The following is an 18,140-nucleotide window of genomic DNA, read 5'->3' as shown; positions in this document are numbered from 1 at the left end:
GCCCTCGTTCTGTAGGATTTCGCGCAGTGAGCGGCCGGGCGTATACGCGAGCACCAGGTACGGCGGCCGGGCGTCTTCGTGCGCCTCCAGCAGCCGCGGGACGCCCGGATGGTCCAGGCTTCGGCCGATCGCCACCTCGCGCCGCATCCGTTCAAACGCGGCGACGTCGCCGAGCTGCGACGGCTCGAGAAACTTGAGGACGACGCGGCGGCCGTCGGCCGTGTCGCGGCCCTCGAAGACCGTCGCCTCGCCGCCCCGTCCGAGCGGCGCCTCGATGCGATAGTGGCCGACCTGCTCGCCGGGCTCCGGCATCCGCCTGCCTTACACGCGAGGTTACGTGCCGACGCGTACGCCGATGATGGTCAGATTGTCGAATCCGCCGCGGCGATTCGCGTCCTCGATGCATGCGGCCGCCGCGGCAGGCGGAGGCAGGTTCGTGAACGCGTCGCGCACGTCCTCCGGCGACAGGTGTTCATACACGCCGTCGGTGGTCAGCACGAAGCAGTCGCCGGGCTGGACCGCACCGCGCGAGAGATCGACGCGGACGATTGCGTCGCCGCCGATCGTCCGCGTCAGGAGGTGCCGGTGGCTGTGGCGGTCGGCGCGCGCCTGGTCGACCAGGCCGATCCGCCGCATCTCCTCGACGATGGTGTGGTCCCGGGTGAGCCGACGCAGCGATGCCCCGCGCAGCAGCCAGGCCTTGGAATCACCGACGTGGGCGACCCAGTAGCGGCCGCCGGCGATGGCGAGCGCGGTGAGCGTCGTCTGCATGCCCGCGAGACCGGGATGGCCGAGCCGCGTCGTATAAACGTGGAGGTTGGCCCGCTCGACCGCGCGCCGGAGCGCGCGGCCGGGCTCGCCGCGCCGGTGGAGATAGTACTCCTGCGCCACGGTATGCGCGGCCTCGGCGCTCGCTACGGCGCCGCCGCCGTGTCCGCCCACGCCGTCGGCCACGATCAGCAGCGCCCCACGGCCGCCCCGAAGATCGGGGTCCTCCGGGAATTCCCACAGCACGTAGTCTTCGTTTTTCGGCCGCACCCGCCCGGCGTCGGACGCGGCGCCGATCGCCAGCTGCTCCACGACGGCGTTAGGGCTCGTCGAGGCCCACGATGGCATCGGCCACCTCGGCGACGGTTCGGCCGGAGGTCTTCGCAAGCTGCCGCAGGCGCGCGGCGGCTTCATCCTGGGAGAGGCGGTACCGTTCGGAGAGGCGCCGGGTCGCGTCGGCGATCCGTGGGGCGCCGGTCGCGGCATCGTCAGGCGGCCGGCGCCGCAGCCACGCCAGGTCCGCGAAGCGGGCGCGGGCCACCTCGATCGCCGGGCCGATGTCGGCCTCGCGGACAGGCTTCATCAGGTAGGCCAGGACCCCCGCGTCGGCGGCCTCGGCCACGAGACTCTGCTGGTTGTAGGCGGTGAGGACGATGATCGGCACCGGCTGCGCGGCCATGATGCGGCGGGTCGCCTCGAGGCCGTCCATCCCGGGCATCTTGATGTCCATGATCACGACGTCGGGGGCGAGCGCGGCGGCCTTGGCTACCGCGTCGTGGCCGTCGGCGGCCTCGCCGGCGATCTCGTACCCGAGGTCCTGCAGCATCACGCGCAGGCCCATTCGAATGAGCGCCTCGTCGTCGACGAGCAGTATCCGGGCGGGCGCGGGCTTGTCCACGGCCGACCTCCGAAAAGACACGACGACGCCCCCGCCCATACGGGCGGGGGCGTCGTGGCCCAATGGTTATGCTACCACGGTCCCCGGCCGGTCCGCAATGCCGGCGACGCGACCGGCGGCGATGAAATCGCGGCGCGTCTAGCCGCCCTTCACGGCGCGGTTCGCGGCCTCGAAGCCGATCTTGCTGTGCGTCCCATCGCAGAACGGCTTGTTCACCGACCCCCCGCACCGGCAGAGCGCGACGGTCTCCTTCTTGACCTCGAAGACTTCGCCGCTGGCGTCGATAATCTTCACCGGCCCCCGGACGAGATACGGCCCATTGTCGATCGGCGTAATGGTCACGTCGGCCATCGATCCGTCTCCTTTCGCTGGACAGACTGGGCCCGCGTCGCGTGGGATCACGTGAGGGCCCGCCTATTCCAGTGGAACGAGACCGGCCCGCGCGTCATTCCGACCCGCCGCAATTTTCTCCCTTGACACCGGGGACCGGGGCCTTGATAATGTCCCCAAGCTCCGCACCAAGACGTGCACCGCGAGGCCGCGACGCCGAGCCGATTCTGGCTCGGCGTTTCGTGCTTCCATCGGCTTCGTCGCCTGCCCGCTGCTCCGGCGCAGCACCGTGGTCCCACATCCGCGCGCTCGATTCGCGGCGGCGCGCCCAAGGAGGCCGATATGTCGTCGGAGACCGGATTTCGAAAAAGCCTGACGCTGACCGGCGTGACGGTCAATGCCATGGCGCTCATCGCGCCGGGAGCGTTCCTCTGGATCACCTATCAGCTGCAGGCCGCGCAGGTCGACGCGGCCGGCGCCTCGACGGCGATGGACATCTGGCCGGGCCTGGCCCTGGCGCTGGTGCTCGCGTTCCTCACGGCGATCTCCTACTCCATGCTGAGCGAGCTGTACCCGAACGCCGGCACGGGCTCGTCGTACTATTTCGCTGAAAAAGCGTTTCTCGACAAGGAAGAATCCGCGCTCCACCGGTGGGCGCGGCTCGCCAAGTACACCGTCGGCTGGATCTCGCATCTCTACTACTGGGTCTATCCCGGCGTCATGGTCGCGATGATGGCGACGATGATCGTCTACATCCTGGGCCTCTTCAACATCGCGCTGCCGCCGACGGCGCAGGTGGCCGTCGCGGTCGCCTTCTCGTTTGCCACCGCGTACGTGGCCTACCGCGGCATCACGGGCTCGACCGTGGCCAGCCTGTTGATCAACGCGATCCAGATCGCGGCCCTGGTCCTGCTCTCGGTGCTCGCGCTGAGCTACCGGTTCGGCGGCCCCCACGTCACGTTCGTCCATCCGCATCTGGCCAACGTCGCGCTGCCGCACAATCTCAGCCACGTGCTGTTCCAGTCGACGATCGCGATCCTGCTGCTCGTGGGGTTCGAATCGGCGACCGCGCTCACGGCGGAGGCCATCCACCCGAGCTTCGTCAGCCGGGGCGTCATTCTCTCGCTGATCATCCAGGGTCTCGCGGCCTACCTGTTCGAGTACTTTGCCGCCGGCGCGTGGATGAACACCGCCTACGTGCTCAAGGATGCCAAGGGAAAGCTGCTCAGCGGCTACGACGCGGCCGGGTTCTCGCAGGCGCCGATCGGCGATATGGTGCGGAGCCTCGGCGACACGATGCTCGGCGGCATCGGGTTCCCGCTGCTGCTCGTGATCGCGCTGACCGTCGCGATCGCGGTGTTCGGCACGACGCTGGCCTGCATGAACACCGGCGTCCGGCTCACGTACGCGATGGGCCGCGACGAGGAAGTGCCGGCGATCCTCGGCCTGCTCCACGGCCGGTACGCGACCCCGCACTTCGGCGTGTGGCTCATGGCGATCGTGTCGGCGGTGATCGGCGGCTTCGGCGTGCTGTCGGTCGTGAACCTGACCGCGGTGACGTTTCTGTCCAACATCGGCACGTTCTTGCTCTACGGATTGACCAACTTCGTCGCGTTCGTCGCGTTTCGCCGCGCTCCCAAGGCGCACACGGTGAAGCACGTCCTGGTGCCGATCCTCGGGGTGATCGCCAACATCGGGATGCTGCTCGCCGTCATCTATCTCGGCTTCCTCGGCGGCGGCGACACCCGCACGGCGGCCCTGATCTCGATCGTCGCGGCGGCCGCCTGGCTCGTCGCGGGCGGCGCGTTCTTCGCCGCCAATACCCGGACGCGGAGCCGGGAGGTCTGGACGGTTCGATCGACCGAAACGGCCTGACCCGCCGGCGTCGCGGGAGGAGTTGTTCCGCGGAGACGGGAACACGGCGGCACCATGCTGCACGTCATGACCGGCGCTTCGGATCTGCGCGCGGCCGCGGCCGGCGGGCACGGCAGCATCGACGCGCGGCGCCGCCGCGAAATCCGGCTCGCCTATCTCTTGCTCGCGCCGGCCGTCCTCCTCGTCTTCGGCGTCATGGCCTACCCGATCGGCTGGCAGGTGTGGACGAGTCTCACCGACGCGCCCGTCGGCGGGGCGGCGCCGCACTTCGTCGGGCTGTCAAACTATGTCGCGCTCGCGCGCGACGCCGGCTTCTGGCGCGCGGTCGCCGTGACCCTCGTGTACGTCGGGATCACGACCCTCATGAAACTCGTAGTGGGCGTCGCGATGGGGATGGGGCTCGCCCGCCCGTTTCCGGGCCGGTCGCTCGCGTTCATCGCCGCGTTCCTCCCCTGGGCCTATCCGGCCGGCCCGGCCGAGGTGGGCTGGTTCTGGTTCTTGACGCCGCCGGTACCGGCTTCGTACGCCAACTTCATGGCTCACTGGCGCATCCTGTTCGACAACGCCCTCGGGTTCGGCACGTGGGGCTTCGTCAGCGTGATCTTGCTGAACGTCTGGCGCGGCGGCTCGTTCGTCGGCGTGTTTCTCCTGGCGGCCCGCAACGGCATCCCGGACCAGCTCTTCGAATACGCGGCGCTCGAAGCCCGCAGCGCGTGGCAGATGTTCTGGGCGGTGACCGTGCCGCTGCTGCGGCCGTTCCTGGCGCTGGCGGCGTTTCTCACCTTGACCGGCGCCGTCGGCGATCTCAGCAACCTGTGGATGCAGTCCGGTCTGCGTGACACGTATCCGATCGTGTGGACGCAGGCCATTCAGCTGGCGCTCAACGGCGGCCTCTTCGGCCGGGCGTCGGCGGAGACGCTCGCGCTGCTGCCGGTGCTCGTCGTGATTCTCCTGGTCTGCTACCGGCTGTTTGAGCCGCTCGAGGAAGATTCGCTGTGAGGGGACGCCGCGTCCTCGACCGGGGCCTCCACGGTCTGCTGCTCGCGCTTCTGATCGCGTACAGCATCTTTCCCATTTATATGATCAGCGTGGAGTCGCTGAAGACCGTGCAGGAGGACGAGTTCGGGAACCCGTTGTACGTACGGAACCTGAACTTCGAATGGTACGACGGATTGTTCGATGAAGAGGAATGGTTCGTCGGCGGAGGGCAAACCCGCCCGACCGTGCCGTATCTCCGCTGGGCGGCCAACTCCGCGATCGTGTTTGCCGCCGGCCTGATCATCGTCCTCGGCGCGAGCCTCGCGGCCGCATACGCGCTCGCGCGTCTTCGGCCACCGGGGTGGCGGTGGTGGCGGCGGGCGCTGCTCGCGACGTTCCTCGTGCCGCAGACCCTCCTCTTCCTGCCCCTCTTCCAGGTGGTGTTTCACCTTCATCTCGACGATCATCTCGGGTCGCTCATTTTGACGTACCCGATGCTGGCGATCCCGTTCTGCGTGTGGCTGCTGTCGGCGTATTTCCAGAAACTCGCGCCCGAGGTCGAGGAATCGGCGTACATCGAGGGCGCCGGCCGGTGGACCGCGTTCACGCGGATCGTGCTGCCGATGACCTGGCCGGTACTGGTGGCGGTCGGCCTCTTCGCGCTCGGCGTGATGAGCAGCGACTTCATGCTGGCCGGCGTGTTTCTGCCGAACCAATGGCATCAAACGATCGCCGCCGGACTATCCACGATGGACGTCAGCATGGAGGATTTGAGCGTGGTGGCCGGCGTCAATGCCGCCAGCCTGCCGCTGATGCTGATCGCAGCGCTGCTCGCGCGGACCTATACGCGGGGCCTCACCGCCGCGATGCTCGAAGGAGCGTGAGCCGGCCGCGACGGATCGGCATGATCACGCCGTCCTCGAACACGGTGGTTGAGCCGCTGACCGCCCGCATCGTCGCGCCCCTCGGCGACGCGGTCTCCCTGCACTTCACCCGCATCCGGGTCACGCGGATCGCCCTCGACGACGAATCGCTGGAGCAGTTCGACGACACGCCGATGGTCGACGCGGCGCGCCTGCTCGCCGACGCCGGAATGGACGTGATCGCCTGGAACGGCACGTCCGGATCGTGGAAAGGGCTCGCCGCCGACCATGCGCTGGTGACCCGGCTGCAGGCCGAGACCGGCGTCCCGGTCACCACCTCGACGCTCGACGTGCTCGAAGCCTGCCGGGCCCTCGGCGTCACGGCGTGCGGGCTCGCGACGCCCTACCTCGCGGAGATCCACGAGGCGATCGCCCGCACCTACACGGCCGCGGGCCTCCGGATCGCGGCGTCCGCACACCTCGGAGTAACCGTCAACCGGGAGTTCGCCGACATCCCGCCGGCGCGCATCGCCGCGCTCCTGCGCGAGGTCGCGGTGCCCGATGCCGGCGCCCTGGTGTCGGTCTGCACGAACCTTGCCGCGGCGGCGGTCATCGACGAGGTCGAGCGCGAGACCGGCCGGCCCGTGGTCGATTCACTCGCGGCGACGGCCTGGCGAACGCTGCGTCTCGCCGGCGTCCGGACTCCGGTCCCGGGATTCGGGCGTCTACTCGCCGCCGGCGCCTAGAGGGGCGCCGGGCCGTGGCCCGCCGTGTTCCCCCCCGACTCCGCCCTACCTGCCGCGACCTGCCGCCGCGGTCAACTCCCGCGTCAGTCCTACAATAAGCTGTGAGGCCAGTCCCAGCATCGGCGCGGGCACGCCGGCCTCGCGCGCCGTCTCGAGGGCCAGGCCGGTGTCTTTGACCAGAATGTCGAGCGACGTCCCGGGCCGGTAGGTCTCGACCCACTCGCGCGCGACCGGCCAGTGCTCCACGACCCACGTGGTGCCGGTGCAGGTCCGAAGCACATCCCAGACCTTTTCGGTCTGAAGTCCGGCGGCGCCGGTCAGCGCGGCCATCTCGCGGGCGGCGATCAGGCTGACCGTCAGCAGCACCTGGTTCGCCATCTTCACGGTCGTGCCGGCGCCGGCGTCGCCGATGTGCTCGATCTGCGTCCCCATCGCCGCCAGCACCGGGCGCGCGGCTTCCACGTCCACCGCGGCCCCGCCGACGATGATGGTGAGCGTCCCGTCCTCCGCCCTCGCCCGCCCGCCGCTCACCGGCGCGTCGAGAAAACGCAGGCCGGCCCGCCGCGCCGAATCCGCGAGCCGCCGCATGCACGGCACGCCCACCGTGCTCATGACGATCAGGAGGCTGCCGCACCGGGCGTGCTCAAGCACTCCGCCCGCGCCGAGCACCACCGCCTCCGCCTGCGCGGGCGTGCGCACCATCACGATCGTGACGTCCGACCGGGCGGCGACGTCTCCCGCCGACGCCGCGACCTCGCCCCCGGCCGCCTCGAAGCCGCGCCCGGCCTCATCCCGCACGTCGTAGCCGAGCACCCGGAGCCCGGCGGCGCGCACCCGCAGCGCCATCGGAAGCCCCATCTCGCCGAGACCGACCACGCCGACCGTCAGGCCCGCCGCCGTCACGCGCCGTCACCCCTCTCCCGGGATCCCGCGTGGTACACGATGCGTCCTCCCTTGACCACGAGCCGGACCCGCCGGAGCGCCGAGATGTCGGCCAGCGGATCCCCCTCGACCGCGACGACATCGGCGAGCCGGCCCGGCTCGAGCGTGCCGAGCCGCCCCGCCATTCCGAGCTCGGCCGCGGCCCGCGCACTGGCCGCCTGGATCGCCCGGACCGGGGTCTCACCGAGCGCGACGAGCCACGCGACCTCGTCGGCCAGATGGCCGTGCACGGCGTCGGTGCCGACGACGTACCGGAGTCCGCGGGCGATCACCTTGCGGGCCGTCTGCTGCGCGGCCGTCCCCAGCCGCGCCAAACGCTCGGATTCGGCCGGTATGTCGCCGAAGGCGTGGCCGTACGGGCCGCACAGCACGCCGAGCGTGAGGGTGATGAGCGTCTCATGCCGCGCCGCCAAGTCCAGGTCGGCGTCGGTGAGAAACCAGCCGTGTTCGATCACGTCGAGGCCGCCGCCGATCGCCTCCGCCACCCCGGGCCCGCCGAGGAGGTGCGCGGCCACCCGCCGGCCCGCGGCGTGCGCGGGACGCACGGCGGCCGCCACGTGGGCCTCGCCGTAGTAGCAGGCCGTCGGCTCACGGGCCGGGTCGCCGACACCGTCGGAGACAAACAACTTGATAAAGTCGACGCCGTCGGCGAGGTTCGCCTCGACGGTACCGTTGATCTCCCGAGCGTCGTCCGTCGTGACCGAGACGATTGCGCCCCCGCCGCCGCGCGGCGATTTGATCGCCCGGCCCGCGACGACCAGCCGCGGCCCGAGGACGCGCTCCGCGTCGATCTCCGCGCGAAGCCGCAGATCGAGGCCGCCGAGATCGCCGCAGAGCCGTGCGGTGGTGACGCCGCCGCGCAGATCGTCCTGGAGGCGGCCGAGGGCGTTGCCGGCCGAGACCGGCGGGGACTCGTGCGCCTGTGCGGACAGGCCGCCGCGGCGGGTGTCGATCCCGGCATGGGTATGAAAATCGACCAACCCGGGCAGCAGCGTGCAGCCGGGGAGTGCGACGTGCAGCCCCTCAGGCGCCGCCCCGGCGTCCGCGCCGCCCGAAGCGGGCGGGAACCGTCCCACGGCGGCAATGCGGTCACCGTCGATCACAAGACCGCCGGGCGCCGACGCGCGGTCGGCGACCCCGTCGATCAGCCGGTCGGCGTCGAGCAGGAGCATCCCCTTATTTGACGGCCGCGCTCGTGATTCCCGAGATGAACTGGTCGAGGAAGAAGACGTAGAGAATCGCGACGGGCACGCCGACGAGCAGCGCTCCCGCCATGAGCGAGCCCCAGTAGTACACGTCGCCGCGAATCAGGTCCGTGGCCACGCCGAGGGGCACGGGCTTCTGATCGGAGACCGACACGTAGACGAGCGAGTAGAGGAAGTCCTGCATCGTCAGCGTGAACGCGAAGATCACCGCGGTGAGGATACCGGCGAGGCTCACCGGCAGCACGGTCCGGATCAGCGCGCCCATCCGCCCGCATCCGTCGACCTGCGCGGCCTCTTCGATCTCCGGCGGCACGGTCTTGAAGAAGCCGCTCAGCAGCCACGTACAGAACGGGATGGTGAACGTTGGATAGATCAGCACGAGGGCCCACTTCGTGTCGATGATGTGCGTCAGCGCGACGACCCGCGACAGCGGGATGAACAACAGGATCGGCGGGATGAGGTATCCGAGGAAGATGCCGATGCCCATGTTCTCGGCGCCCGGCAGGCCGACCCGCGCCAGGGCGTAGCCGGCCGGGACGCCGACCGCCAGCGTGATCAGCGACACGCACGCCGCGATCACCATCGTGTTGCTGATCCAGTCTTTGTAGTACGTGTGCTGGAACAGGTACGTGAAGTGCTCCCACGTCGGGTGCTGGTGGAACCAAAACGGAAAGACGTTTGGGTTCACGAGATCGGCGTCCGTTTTGAACGCCGTGATCCCCATCCAGACCACCGGAAAGACCGTGATGACGATGAACGGCAGGAGCCCGAGATACACGAGGAGATGGCGCCGCAGCGCGCGCTGCTTCCCGCGGCGTGCGCCGGCCGCGACCAGCTGGACCTGGTCGAGTGGAAGGGCGTGCCCCTGCACGGCGGTCACAGCGTCTCGCGCCTCCGAAGACTCCGCAGCAGGAAGTACACGACAGGCAGCAGGATCGGGAACAGCATGAGCGCGATCGCGGCTCCGCGGCCGAGCGCCCCGGCCTGAATGCCGACCTCGAGCGCCTTCGTCGGCAGGATCTCCGTCGCGCCCATCGGACCGCCGAGCGTGAGCAGGTACACGATGCTGATGTCGGAGAGCGTAAACACCGTATCGAAGAGGAGCCCCACGAGCAGAATCGGCGCGATCACCGGAATGACGATGTACCGATAGCGCAGAAAGAAGTTGGCGCCGTCGACCTTGCCGGCGTCCAGCAGTTCGAGCGGCACCGCCGACATCCCGGCCATCAGCACGATCGCCGCGAACGGAAATCCGCGCCAGACGTTGACCGAGATGACCGCGACGGCGGCGAGGAAGTTGTCACCCAGCCAGTTCGGCCATCCCTGGATCAGGTGCAGCCGGGTGCCGACATAGTTGATCGCGCTGAACTGCGAATCGTACATCCACTTCCAGGCGAGCGCGCTGATCGCCACCGGCAGCGTCCACGGGATCACGACGAGCGACCGGATGAGTCTCTTTCCCCTCACCTCTTGGATGAGCAGAAACGCGAGCAGCGTTCCCAGGATACCCTTGAAGATACCGGCGACCACGGTGAAGACAATGGTGTTGCGCAGCGCCTGCCGGATCGTCGAGTCCGACAACACCGCGACGAAGTTCGCGAGGCCGACGTAGTTGGCGGACGTGCCGCCGACCGTCGCATCGCTCAACGCCAGGTACAGAGAGAAGAAGAACGGGACGCCGACCAGCACCGCCATATAGATGACGGCCGGGGCGAGCAGCGAGTACCCGAACCGCAGCCGTTCGGCGGTAAAGGCGCGCCGGCGCACCACGGCCGGGCGGGTGATAATCGCTTCGGCATCCGGCATTGTCTCTACCTATCCCGGCGGCAGGTCGGCCGCACCGGGAGGGCGGCGCGAACCCGCCCTCCCGGCAACCGGTGCCAGGCTACTTGTACTTCGCGTAGATGCTCTTGATCTGACCCATACCCCACTTGATCGACCCTTCCAAATCGTTGCTCTGGACGTAGCGGGTCATCATGTCGGGCACGACAAACGTCGCAAACACTTCGGCCACGGCCGCGGTGTACGGCCCGGGATAACCACCGATGAGCGCGTATTTGCCCATGTCTTGCAGGTGCGTGACCGTCGGGTCGCTGCCCAACACGACCATCGGCTTCGTGTACCACTTGTTGAGCATCGGCATGTTGTAGCCCTTGCTCTCGGTCGCGCTGAACTTGACGTCCGCGATGTACTTTTCGAGGAACGCCTTGGCCGCGGCCTGGTTCTTCGAGAACTTCCAGATGCCCATCGCGACCGGGTCGACGACCGGCATCGGCCGGTCGACGCTGCCTTTCGGCTCGATCCACGGCCCGGCCACCTGGATCTTCTTGTAGAGGTCCGGATTGACTTTTTCGATCGACCGGAATGCCGAGATCGCGTCGTGGATCCAGATCGCCACACCTGACCCGAGATACCGGTTGTCGGAAACGTTGTCCCACGACAGCACTTGCGGGGTCATGCACTCGTCGTAGAGCGCCTTGCCGAAACGCATCGCTGCGCGCAGTTCTTTGGAATCCCAGGCGATCTCCTTGCCTGAGGGATCAGTTTCCTTGACGCCGAAGGCGTAGAAGATCGCGCGCCAGTCGTGGTCGGAATCGTTGCAGTGCGAGATCTGAACGCCGGTGTCGTGCTTCGGGGTCTTGCTCTTGCCCACGCGCCCCGCGACGCGGGCAAGATCCCACGTGCTCGGCTCCTTGAGGCCGTACTCTTTGAACAGATCGGTTCGCCACAGCATCGGCTGCGCGATGTAGAATTCCGGCAGCAGGTACCAGGTCCCGTTGACCCGCGCGATCTGGTCGGCCATCGGGATCCAGCCGCCGTTGGCCTTGCCGATCTTGTCCGCGAGGTCGCTCAACTCCACCAGCTGCTGATGGTACTGAGAGACAAGAATCCGTGTATGATGCTGGACGACATCGTGCCCGGCGCCCGCGGCCAGTTCGGAGGCGAGCCGGGCGGGCAGCTGGTCGATCGGGATGTGGTCCACGCGGACGGTGACGGCGTTTTCGACGCCCCAGTCGTTGGCGTACTTGTCGAACGCCGTGTCGTACGCCGGAATGAAGTGGCTCCACACCAAGATGCGAAGCGACGACCCACGGATCTGGGCCGGCGCAGCGCCCGCCTTCCACGGCGTCACCAGTTGCGATGCGGCCGCTCCGGCAATTCCCGCGCCGGCCGCCGTCAGGAGCCCCCGGCGGGTCAGGGTCCGAGCGGACTGCTTCACTGCGCGTTTTGCCATTCCCACACCTCCCGTGCGCACTTTAACGGTCCGACCGATCGCGTGCGGAAACCCGGGCGACTCACCCGGGCACGCCATCTGTCAACGCCTTACGATGGCGTACAGGATTGGGTTCTCGAAACTGGCTGCGTGGTTGGTTCGGCCCGGTTCGCCCCCACCCCGCGGGACTCCTGCCCTTCCCCGAAGATCCAACGACGGGGCGCGGGCCTCACTCGGCCCAGTGGCCGAGACGGCGGGCCTGGGTGACGATCGCCTGGGTGTAGGGGTGCTGGGGGGAGGCAAACAGCGCATGGGTCTCCGCCGACTCGACGATGCGGCCCCCGCGCATGACGTGAACCAAGTCGGCGGTTTGCGCCACGACGCCGAGATCGTGGGTAATGAGGAGCAGGGCCATCCCGAGGTCCCGCTGCAGACGGCCGAGCAGGTCGAGAATCTGGGCCTGCACGGTGACGTCGAGCGCCGCGGTCGGCTCATCCGCGATCAGGAGATCCGGGCCGGGGGCAATCGCGCCGGCGATCAGCACCCGCTGGCGCTGGCCGCCCGACAGCTCGTGGGGATAGCGGCGGAAAAACGTCCCGTCCAACCCGACCCGGGTCAGCGCCTCGACGGCCCGGTCGCGGGCCCCGCGCCGGCCCAGGTGGGCGACGATCCCTTCCATGACCTGGTCGCCGGCGGTCATCAGGGGATCGAGGGCGGCCCCGGGCTCCTGAAAGATCATCGCGACCCGGCGGCCGCGCACCCTCGTCAGCTCCCGCTCCGACATCGCGGTCAGATCCGCGCCGTCGAGGAGGATGCGTCCCGCGGTCACGCGGGCCGGCACCGGGAACAGGCGCAGTACCGCGTAGGCGGTCATGGACTTGCCGGCCCCGGAGGCTCCAACGAGCGCGGCCGTGCGGCCGGCCGGGACGAGAAGCGACACGTCCTCGAGCACGGGCAGCAGCCCCGGCGTCCGTCCCTGCCCGGACGGTGCCGCCCGCTCTAAGCTGACGCTCAGCCCCTCGATCCGCAGCTCGCCGCGCGCCGAAGCGGATCGCTCGGCATCTGCCTCCGGTACGGCGTTCGCGGACACCGCAGCCGGGCCGCCGCTACGCTTCGCTGCGGCGGCGCCGCGGGAGCAGGCGCTCGAAGAACACGTACAGGACCGGAATCAAGAGCAGCGTGAGGCCCGTGCTGACCGTCAACCCGCCGATCACCGCACGGGCCAGCGGCATGTTGGTCTCGCTGCCTTCGCCGAGGCCGGTCGCCATCGGAATCATCGCGAGGATCGTCGCGATCGCGGTCATCAAGATCGGGCGAAGCCGGATCCGGCCCGCCTGCAATACCGCGTCGTACGCGGACAGCCCCCGCTCCTGCATCTTGTTGGAGTAGTCCACCAACAGGATGCCGTTGCTGACCACGACCCCGATCATCGTGATGACGCCCATGAACGAGATGATCGAAAGGGTGGTGTGCGTCAGCAGCAGCATCCAGATCACGCCGATGAACCCCATCGGGACCGCGAACATGATGACGAACGGGTCGACAAGCGACTTGAACTGGCTGGCCATGATCATGTACACGAGCATGAGCGCCAGCACCAGCGCGAACCCGAGGCTCGAGAACGCCCCCTGCTGCTGCTCGGTCTGCCCCGCCATGTGGTAGGTGAAGCCTTCGGGGAAGGACGTCCGGTCCAGCGCTTTCGCGACGTCCTGCGACACCGCGCCCAACGGACGGTTGATGACGTTGGCCGTCACGTCGATCACCCGCTGTTCGTTCTTCCGGCCAATCTGGAGCGGCTGGCTGCCGAGCGTAATGCGCGCGACGTCGCGGAGGAGGACCGGCACGACCGGCGCCACCGTCCCCGCCGGCGTGGAGGCGCCGGCCGGCGGGTCGGTGAGCACGTTGAGTGGCACGCTGCCGAGATCCTCCGGATGCGTGCGATACGCGTCCTGCAGCTTCACCACGATATTGTACTCGTTGCCGGTGACCGGGTCGATGAACTGGCTCGCCGTCGCCACGTTGCCGGCCATCGCGGTGTTGACGGCGTTGGCGACGTCCGTCGGCGAGATGCCGAGCTGCGCGGCCTTTTCCTGGTCCACCTGGACATTGAAGTTCGGGTACTGTCCCCGCGGGGTGATCTGGACGTCGGCGGTGCCGGGGGTGCCCGCGACCATCGCGGCCACCTGCTGGGCGAACTGCGCGCCGACCTGCTGGTTGTAGCCGATGATCTGGATGTCGATCGGCGCCGCCGCGCCCACGTTGACGATCCGGTGCTCGAGTCCGCCGACGTTGACGAACATCAACACGCCCGGGAATTTGCCGTTGAGCGCCGCCCGGACCGCGTTGGACCAGTCGGTCGACGAGCGGCGCCGCATCGTCGGCGGCACGAGACGAACCTCGACCTCGCCGTAGTTGGGGCCGGAGTTCGACCCAAAACCGCCGCTGTTGACGCCGGTGTTGGTGTACACAGCCAGGACGTCTTTGACCGGGATCACCTTACGGACGACGTTGGCCACCTGCTCCACCACGTCCGAGGCCTGCTGGACCGCCGTGCCCTGCGGCACCTGCACCGCGACGGAGAACTGGCTCTCGTCAGTATCCGGGAAGAACTCGGTGCCGATCCCTCGGGCGGCGAAGACCGAGATCAGGAAGACCAGCGCGATTCCGGCCACCACGATTGAGGCGTGCCGGAGCGTCCATCCGAGCGCCCGCTCATAGCGCTCGTCCAGGCTCTCCATGAGGCGCTCGCTCCAACGGACGAAGCGCGCGACAAAGCCGTGCCGTTCGACCTCGGTCCCACGGCGAGCACGGAGGAGCCTGAGGCTGAGCACCGGGTCGATCGTCATCGACACCACGTACGAGGCCCCGAGCGCAAAGATGATCGTGAGCGCCATCGGCAGGAACAGACGCTGCGAGATGCCGCTCAGGAAGACGACCGGGAAGAAGACCGCGATCGTCGAGGCCGTGGACGCCAGCACCGGGAGGCCGACTTCCTGGGTCGCCTCCAGGACGGCCTGGAGCACCGGCGTCCCCGGCACGGAGAGATGCCGGGTGATGTTTTCTCGGACGACGATGGCGTCGTCGACCAGTCGTCCCATCGCCAGCGTCAGCCCGCCGAGCGTGAAGATGTTGAGGCTCTGGCCTGTAAAGTACAGGAGAAGCAGCGCGGTCGAGACCGACAACGGCACACCCAGGCCGATGATCACCAGGCTCCAGAGACTGCGCAGGAACACCAGGACGACGAGGAAGATGAGCACGGCGCCGATGACCGCCTCGCGCTGGAGCGTGGCGATTGCCGCCCGAATATACTGCGACTGGTCGAAGCCGATCTGGAGCGTCACGCCCTTCGGAATGCCGGACAGACGCGGCAGGGCCTGCCGCAGGGCATCCACGACCTGGATGGCGTTGGCATCGGGTTCGCGCGCCACGAACATGAGCACGCCCGGCTTGCCGTTGATCCGCACGATCTGCGTCTGGTCGGCCGCCGCGTCCTGGACTTGCGCGATGTCGGCGATGTGGATCGGGACGCCGTTGTGTGTGGTCAGGACGACGTTCTGGATCGCCGGGACGCTCTGCAGCAGGCTCGGGACGTTGAGCTGATAGTCGATCCGGTTGTTCCTGAGGTCGCCGGAGGGGATCAGGGCGTTGTACCTGGTGATCCCGCTGATCACGTTCTGCAGCGTCAGCCCCTTCGCCACCAGCCGGTTCGGATCGACGTTCACATTGAACTGCCGGACGAGACCGCCGTTCACGAACGCCTGCGATACCCCGGGAATGCGCTCCAGCTGCGGCTCGATCGTATTGTAGCCGAGGTCGTACAACTGGCGGGCGTCGAGGCCGCCCCCACCCACGACGACCTGGGCCACCGGAATGTTGGAGATGTCGAACTTGAGCACGAACGGCTGGGTCACGCCGGTCGGCAGGCTGCGCATCACCCGCTGCACGTTCTGGATGACCTCGACCTCGGCGATGTTAAGGTCCGTGCCCCAGTTGAACCAGACCTGGATGCTCGCGGTGCCGGTGCGCGTCGTGGAGAGGATCTGCTGGACCCCCGCGACGCGCGTCACCGCCTGCTCGAGCGGGTACGTGACGGTCCGCTCCATCGTCTCCGGGTTCGCCCCGCTGTACTGCGCGGAGACCACAATGACCGGAACGGTGATCTTGGGGAACAGGTCGCGCGGCAGGCGCTGGAGAGCGATCACGCTCAGCACCACCACCGCGATGCAGGCCATGAAGACCGCGATCGGGTTCTTCGTGGCGCCGCGGGTCAGGAACATCGCGCTCCTCCGGTCTCCTCAGCCGCCGTCACGGGGTCCCCGCCGACGCGGCGGGCGAGGTGCGGACCTGTTGTCCCTGGCGGACGAGATCGGCGCCGCGGAAGATGACGGTGTCGCTGGGCGCGAGTCCCCCAGTGATCTCGACGCTCTCACCGGTGGCCTGCCCCACGTCGACGTTCTGTTGCCTGACCTTCTCATCCTCAACGACCCAGACATAGTGCTGTGCGCCGAGGGTCTGCACCGCGGACAACGGCACGACGAGCGCCTGCCGCGTGCCGGCCGACAGCTGCACCGTCGCGTACATGCCCGGCCGCAGCATCTGCTGCGGGTTGGCGATATCGACCTCCACCTGGAGCGTTCGCGTCGTCGGATCCACGCCGCCCGCGATCCGGTTGACCGCGCCGGTGAACACCCGGCCGGGATACGCGTCGATCAAGATCTTGACCGGATCGCCCTTGTGGATCATCGGCAGGTCGGGCGAGCCGACGTTGAGGACCACGTCGAGGTGGTCGAGATCGGCGATCGTCAGAATCGACGTCGACGTGCCCGGGGCTACGTAGGCGCCGGGGTCGAGCTGCCGGCTGACGACCACGCCGGCAAACGGCGCGGTGATCGTAGCGTACTGCAACTGGACGCGCGCGTTCTCGAGCGCGGCGGTCTGCGTCGCGGCCTGGGCCTGCGCCGTTTTCACCTGCGACGCCGACGCGGCTTCCTGCTGGCGGGCCGCGTCGGCCTGCGCCATGGCCTGCCCGACCTGCGCGCGCGTCGCGTCCAGCGTGGCCTGCGCCGAGACGACCTGCGCCTTCGCGTCGTCGAGGCTCTGCTGCGCGATCGCGCCCTGCTTGGCCAGTTCGGCCGCGCGATTGTAGGTTGCCTGCATGTCCGCCAGTTCCGCCTGCGCCTTGACCACCGCCGCGCGTGCGTTCGCGACGCCCGCTTCGGCGCTCACGCGTTGCGCCCGCACCGCGGAGAGTTGGGCCTGCGCGGTCTGCACGGCGCTCTCGGAGGCGCTCAAAGTCGCCTGCTGCTGAGCCACCTGCGCATCGAGCTGCGCGTGGTCGATCTGCGCCAGAACCTGTCCGGCCCGGACGGCGTCGCCCGGCCGCACCGTCACGGCCAGGAGGTAACCGGACGTCTTCGGAAAGATCACCGACTGAGTGAGGGACGTGATGCTCGCCGTCAATTGGAGCGTCCGCGCCAACGAGACGCGCTGCGCGTGCCCGACCACCACGATGGGCGCGGGGCGACGGTTCCCCGTCTGGGAGGCCGGCGCGCTCGACCGCGGCGTCGCACCGCGGCCGACGACCAGGCCCGCCGCCAGCACGATGCCCGCGACGATCACCCAAACCCACACCGTTCGCTTCACTGCTCGCCTCCCGCCGCCTGTGTCGCGGACGCCGCCTTCACCTTCGGCACGGCGCCGTCCCGGTTCGACCGCAAGAGCCGCCGCAGGTCCCGAACGTGCCGTTCCAGTTTTTGTCCGAACGCCGTCAACTGGCCTATTTTCTCGTGCACGGACCGCGCCTGGGCCTCGGTCACGTCGAGCGCCTGCTCCAGCGCGGCGCGGCGCGCCGGCTCATCGGGCGCTTTGCTCGCCTCGACGAGGTGCCGTTTGCGCGCGTCCTCCGCGTCCAGCAGCCGCTTGACCTCGCTCAGCGACAAGCCGAGCAGCCGCCTCAGTTCTTTGATCTCTTCGATGCGCCCAAGGTCCGCCGCGGTATACAGCCGCTGGCCGCCCGCCAGCCGTTCGCTGGGGACGAGCAGTCCGATCTCGTCATAATAATGAAGCGTACGGGGCGTCAGGCCGGTGACGTGACATACCTCGCCGATTTGATAGAAGTTTCCCATGCGGCGCCATTGTAGAAGGGACCTGACGTGCGTGTCAACCCCCTGCCGTTCACGTTAGGTCTTGGCCCGACCACGTTGAGCGGGGCGATCGGCGGACCCCCGATCCGCCGTCACAAAAATATCGGGCGCGGGTCACGAACTCATGAACACCGGATGTAGGTTCCGCAGAAGACCGTCGAGGAAGTTCACCCACGAC

Annotated in this window: 17 protein-coding genes; 4 read left to right on the top strand and 13 right to left on the bottom strand. The window is 68.5% G+C overall.

Features of this window, described 5'->3' with window-relative positions; all coding sequences use genetic code 11:
* From VKT83_11075 to VKT83_11060, 4 genes are all read right to left on the bottom strand, one after another.
* Window positions 1–312 (bottom strand): protein kinase (locus tag VKT83_11075; GenBank protein HLY22998.1); only part of this gene is annotated, 312 nt, incomplete at its 3' end.
* A 21-nt stretch (window positions 313–333) separates the two neighbouring features.
* Window positions 334–1,116, bottom strand: coding sequence for a protein phosphatase 2C domain-containing protein (locus VKT83_11070; protein ID HLY22997.1), 783 nt, complete (start codon window positions 1,114–1,116; stop codon window positions 334–336).
* Window positions 1,088–1,666, bottom strand: coding sequence for a response regulator (locus VKT83_11065; GenBank protein ID HLY22996.1), 579 nt, complete (start codon window positions 1,664–1,666; stop codon window positions 1,088–1,090). The genes VKT83_11070 and VKT83_11065 overlap by 29 nt, the downstream gene beginning before the upstream one ends.
* A gap of 138 nt (window positions 1,667–1,804) precedes the next feature.
* The gene (locus VKT83_11060) at window positions 1,805–2,017 is read right to left on the bottom strand and encodes a CDGSH iron-sulfur domain-containing protein (GenBank protein ID HLY22995.1); all 213 of its coding nucleotides are present in this window, start codon (window positions 2,015–2,017) and stop codon (window positions 1,805–1,807) included.
* A 321-nt stretch (window positions 2,018–2,338) separates the two neighbouring features.
* Here VKT83_11060 and VKT83_11055 point away from each other — a divergent pair, with 321 nt between their 5' ends.
* From VKT83_11055 to VKT83_11040, 4 genes are read left to right on the top strand one after another with little or no spacing between them, the layout of a single operon-like run.
* The gene (locus tag VKT83_11055; GenBank protein ID HLY22994.1) at window positions 2,339–3,871 is read left to right on the top strand and encodes an APC family permease; all 1,533 of its coding nucleotides are present in this window, start codon (window positions 2,339–2,341) and stop codon (window positions 3,869–3,871) included.
* A gap of 54 nt (window positions 3,872–3,925) precedes the next feature.
* Window positions 3,926–4,870, top strand: coding sequence for a sugar ABC transporter permease (locus VKT83_11050; protein ID HLY22993.1), 945 nt, complete (start codon window positions 3,926–3,928; stop codon window positions 4,868–4,870).
* The gene (locus tag VKT83_11045) at window positions 4,867–5,733 is read left to right on the top strand and encodes an ABC transporter permease subunit (GenBank protein ID HLY22992.1); all 867 of its coding nucleotides are present in this window, start codon (window positions 4,867–4,869) and stop codon (window positions 5,731–5,733) included. Before VKT83_11050 ends, VKT83_11045 begins: the two co-directional genes overlap by 4 nt.
* Window positions 5,730–6,458 (top strand): aspartate/glutamate racemase family protein, encoded by a 729-nt coding sequence (locus tag VKT83_11040; GenBank protein ID HLY22991.1) that lies wholly within the window; start codon window positions 5,730–5,732, stop codon window positions 6,456–6,458. The genes VKT83_11045 and VKT83_11040 overlap by 4 nt, the downstream gene beginning before the upstream one ends.
* A 45-nt stretch (window positions 6,459–6,503) precedes the next feature.
* Here the strand turns inward: VKT83_11040 and VKT83_11035 are convergent, their stop codons facing one another.
* From VKT83_11035 to VKT83_10995, 9 genes are all read right to left on the bottom strand, one after another.
* A complete protein-coding gene (locus VKT83_11035) occupies window positions 6,504–7,361 on the bottom strand; it encodes an NAD(P)-dependent oxidoreductase (GenBank protein ID HLY22990.1) in 858 nt (285 codons plus the stop codon).
* A complete protein-coding gene (locus tag VKT83_11030; protein HLY22989.1) occupies window positions 7,358–8,572 on the bottom strand; it encodes an amidohydrolase family protein in 1,215 nt (404 codons plus the stop codon). The genes VKT83_11035 and VKT83_11030 overlap by 4 nt, the downstream gene beginning before the upstream one ends.
* A 4-nt stretch (window positions 8,573–8,576) precedes the next feature.
* On the bottom strand, window positions 8,577–9,485 hold the full coding sequence (locus tag VKT83_11025) for a carbohydrate ABC transporter permease (protein ID HLY22988.1): 909 nt from the start codon (window positions 9,483–9,485) through the stop codon (window positions 8,577–8,579).
* Entirely contained in the window at window positions 9,482–10,411 is a 930-nt protein-coding gene (locus VKT83_11020; protein ID HLY22987.1) for a sugar ABC transporter permease, read from the bottom strand. The genes VKT83_11025 and VKT83_11020 overlap by 4 nt, the downstream gene beginning before the upstream one ends.
* 79 nt (window positions 10,412–10,490) lie before the next feature.
* On the bottom strand, window positions 10,491–11,840 hold the full coding sequence (locus tag VKT83_11015; GenBank protein HLY22986.1) for an extracellular solute-binding protein: 1,350 nt from the start codon (window positions 11,838–11,840) through the stop codon (window positions 10,491–10,493).
* A 208-nt stretch (window positions 11,841–12,048) separates the two neighbouring features.
* The gene (locus VKT83_11010) at window positions 12,049–12,909 is read right to left on the bottom strand and encodes an ABC transporter ATP-binding protein (GenBank protein HLY22985.1); all 861 of its coding nucleotides are present in this window, start codon (window positions 12,907–12,909) and stop codon (window positions 12,049–12,051) included.
* Between the two features lie 16 nt (window positions 12,910–12,925).
* Window positions 12,926–16,096 (bottom strand): efflux RND transporter permease subunit, encoded by a 3,171-nt coding sequence (locus VKT83_11005; GenBank protein HLY22984.1) that lies wholly within the window; start codon window positions 16,094–16,096, stop codon window positions 12,926–12,928.
* Window positions 16,097–16,124: 28 nt separating this feature from the next.
* On the bottom strand, window positions 16,125–17,462 hold the full coding sequence (locus tag VKT83_11000) for an efflux RND transporter periplasmic adaptor subunit (protein HLY22983.1): 1,338 nt from the start codon (window positions 17,460–17,462) through the stop codon (window positions 16,125–16,127).
* Entirely contained in the window at window positions 17,459–17,944 is a 486-nt protein-coding gene (locus VKT83_10995) for a MerR family transcriptional regulator (GenBank protein HLY22982.1), read from the bottom strand. Before VKT83_10995 ends, VKT83_11000 begins: the two co-directional genes overlap by 4 nt.
* Window positions 17,945–18,140: the final 196 nt, after the last annotated feature.

The sequence above is a fragment of the bacterium genome, assembly GCA_035308905.1.
Taxonomy (GTDB): domain Bacteria; phylum Sysuimicrobiota; class Sysuimicrobiia; order Sysuimicrobiales; family Segetimicrobiaceae; genus DASSJF01.
This window is presented reverse-complemented; position numbering and strand designations above follow the sequence as displayed.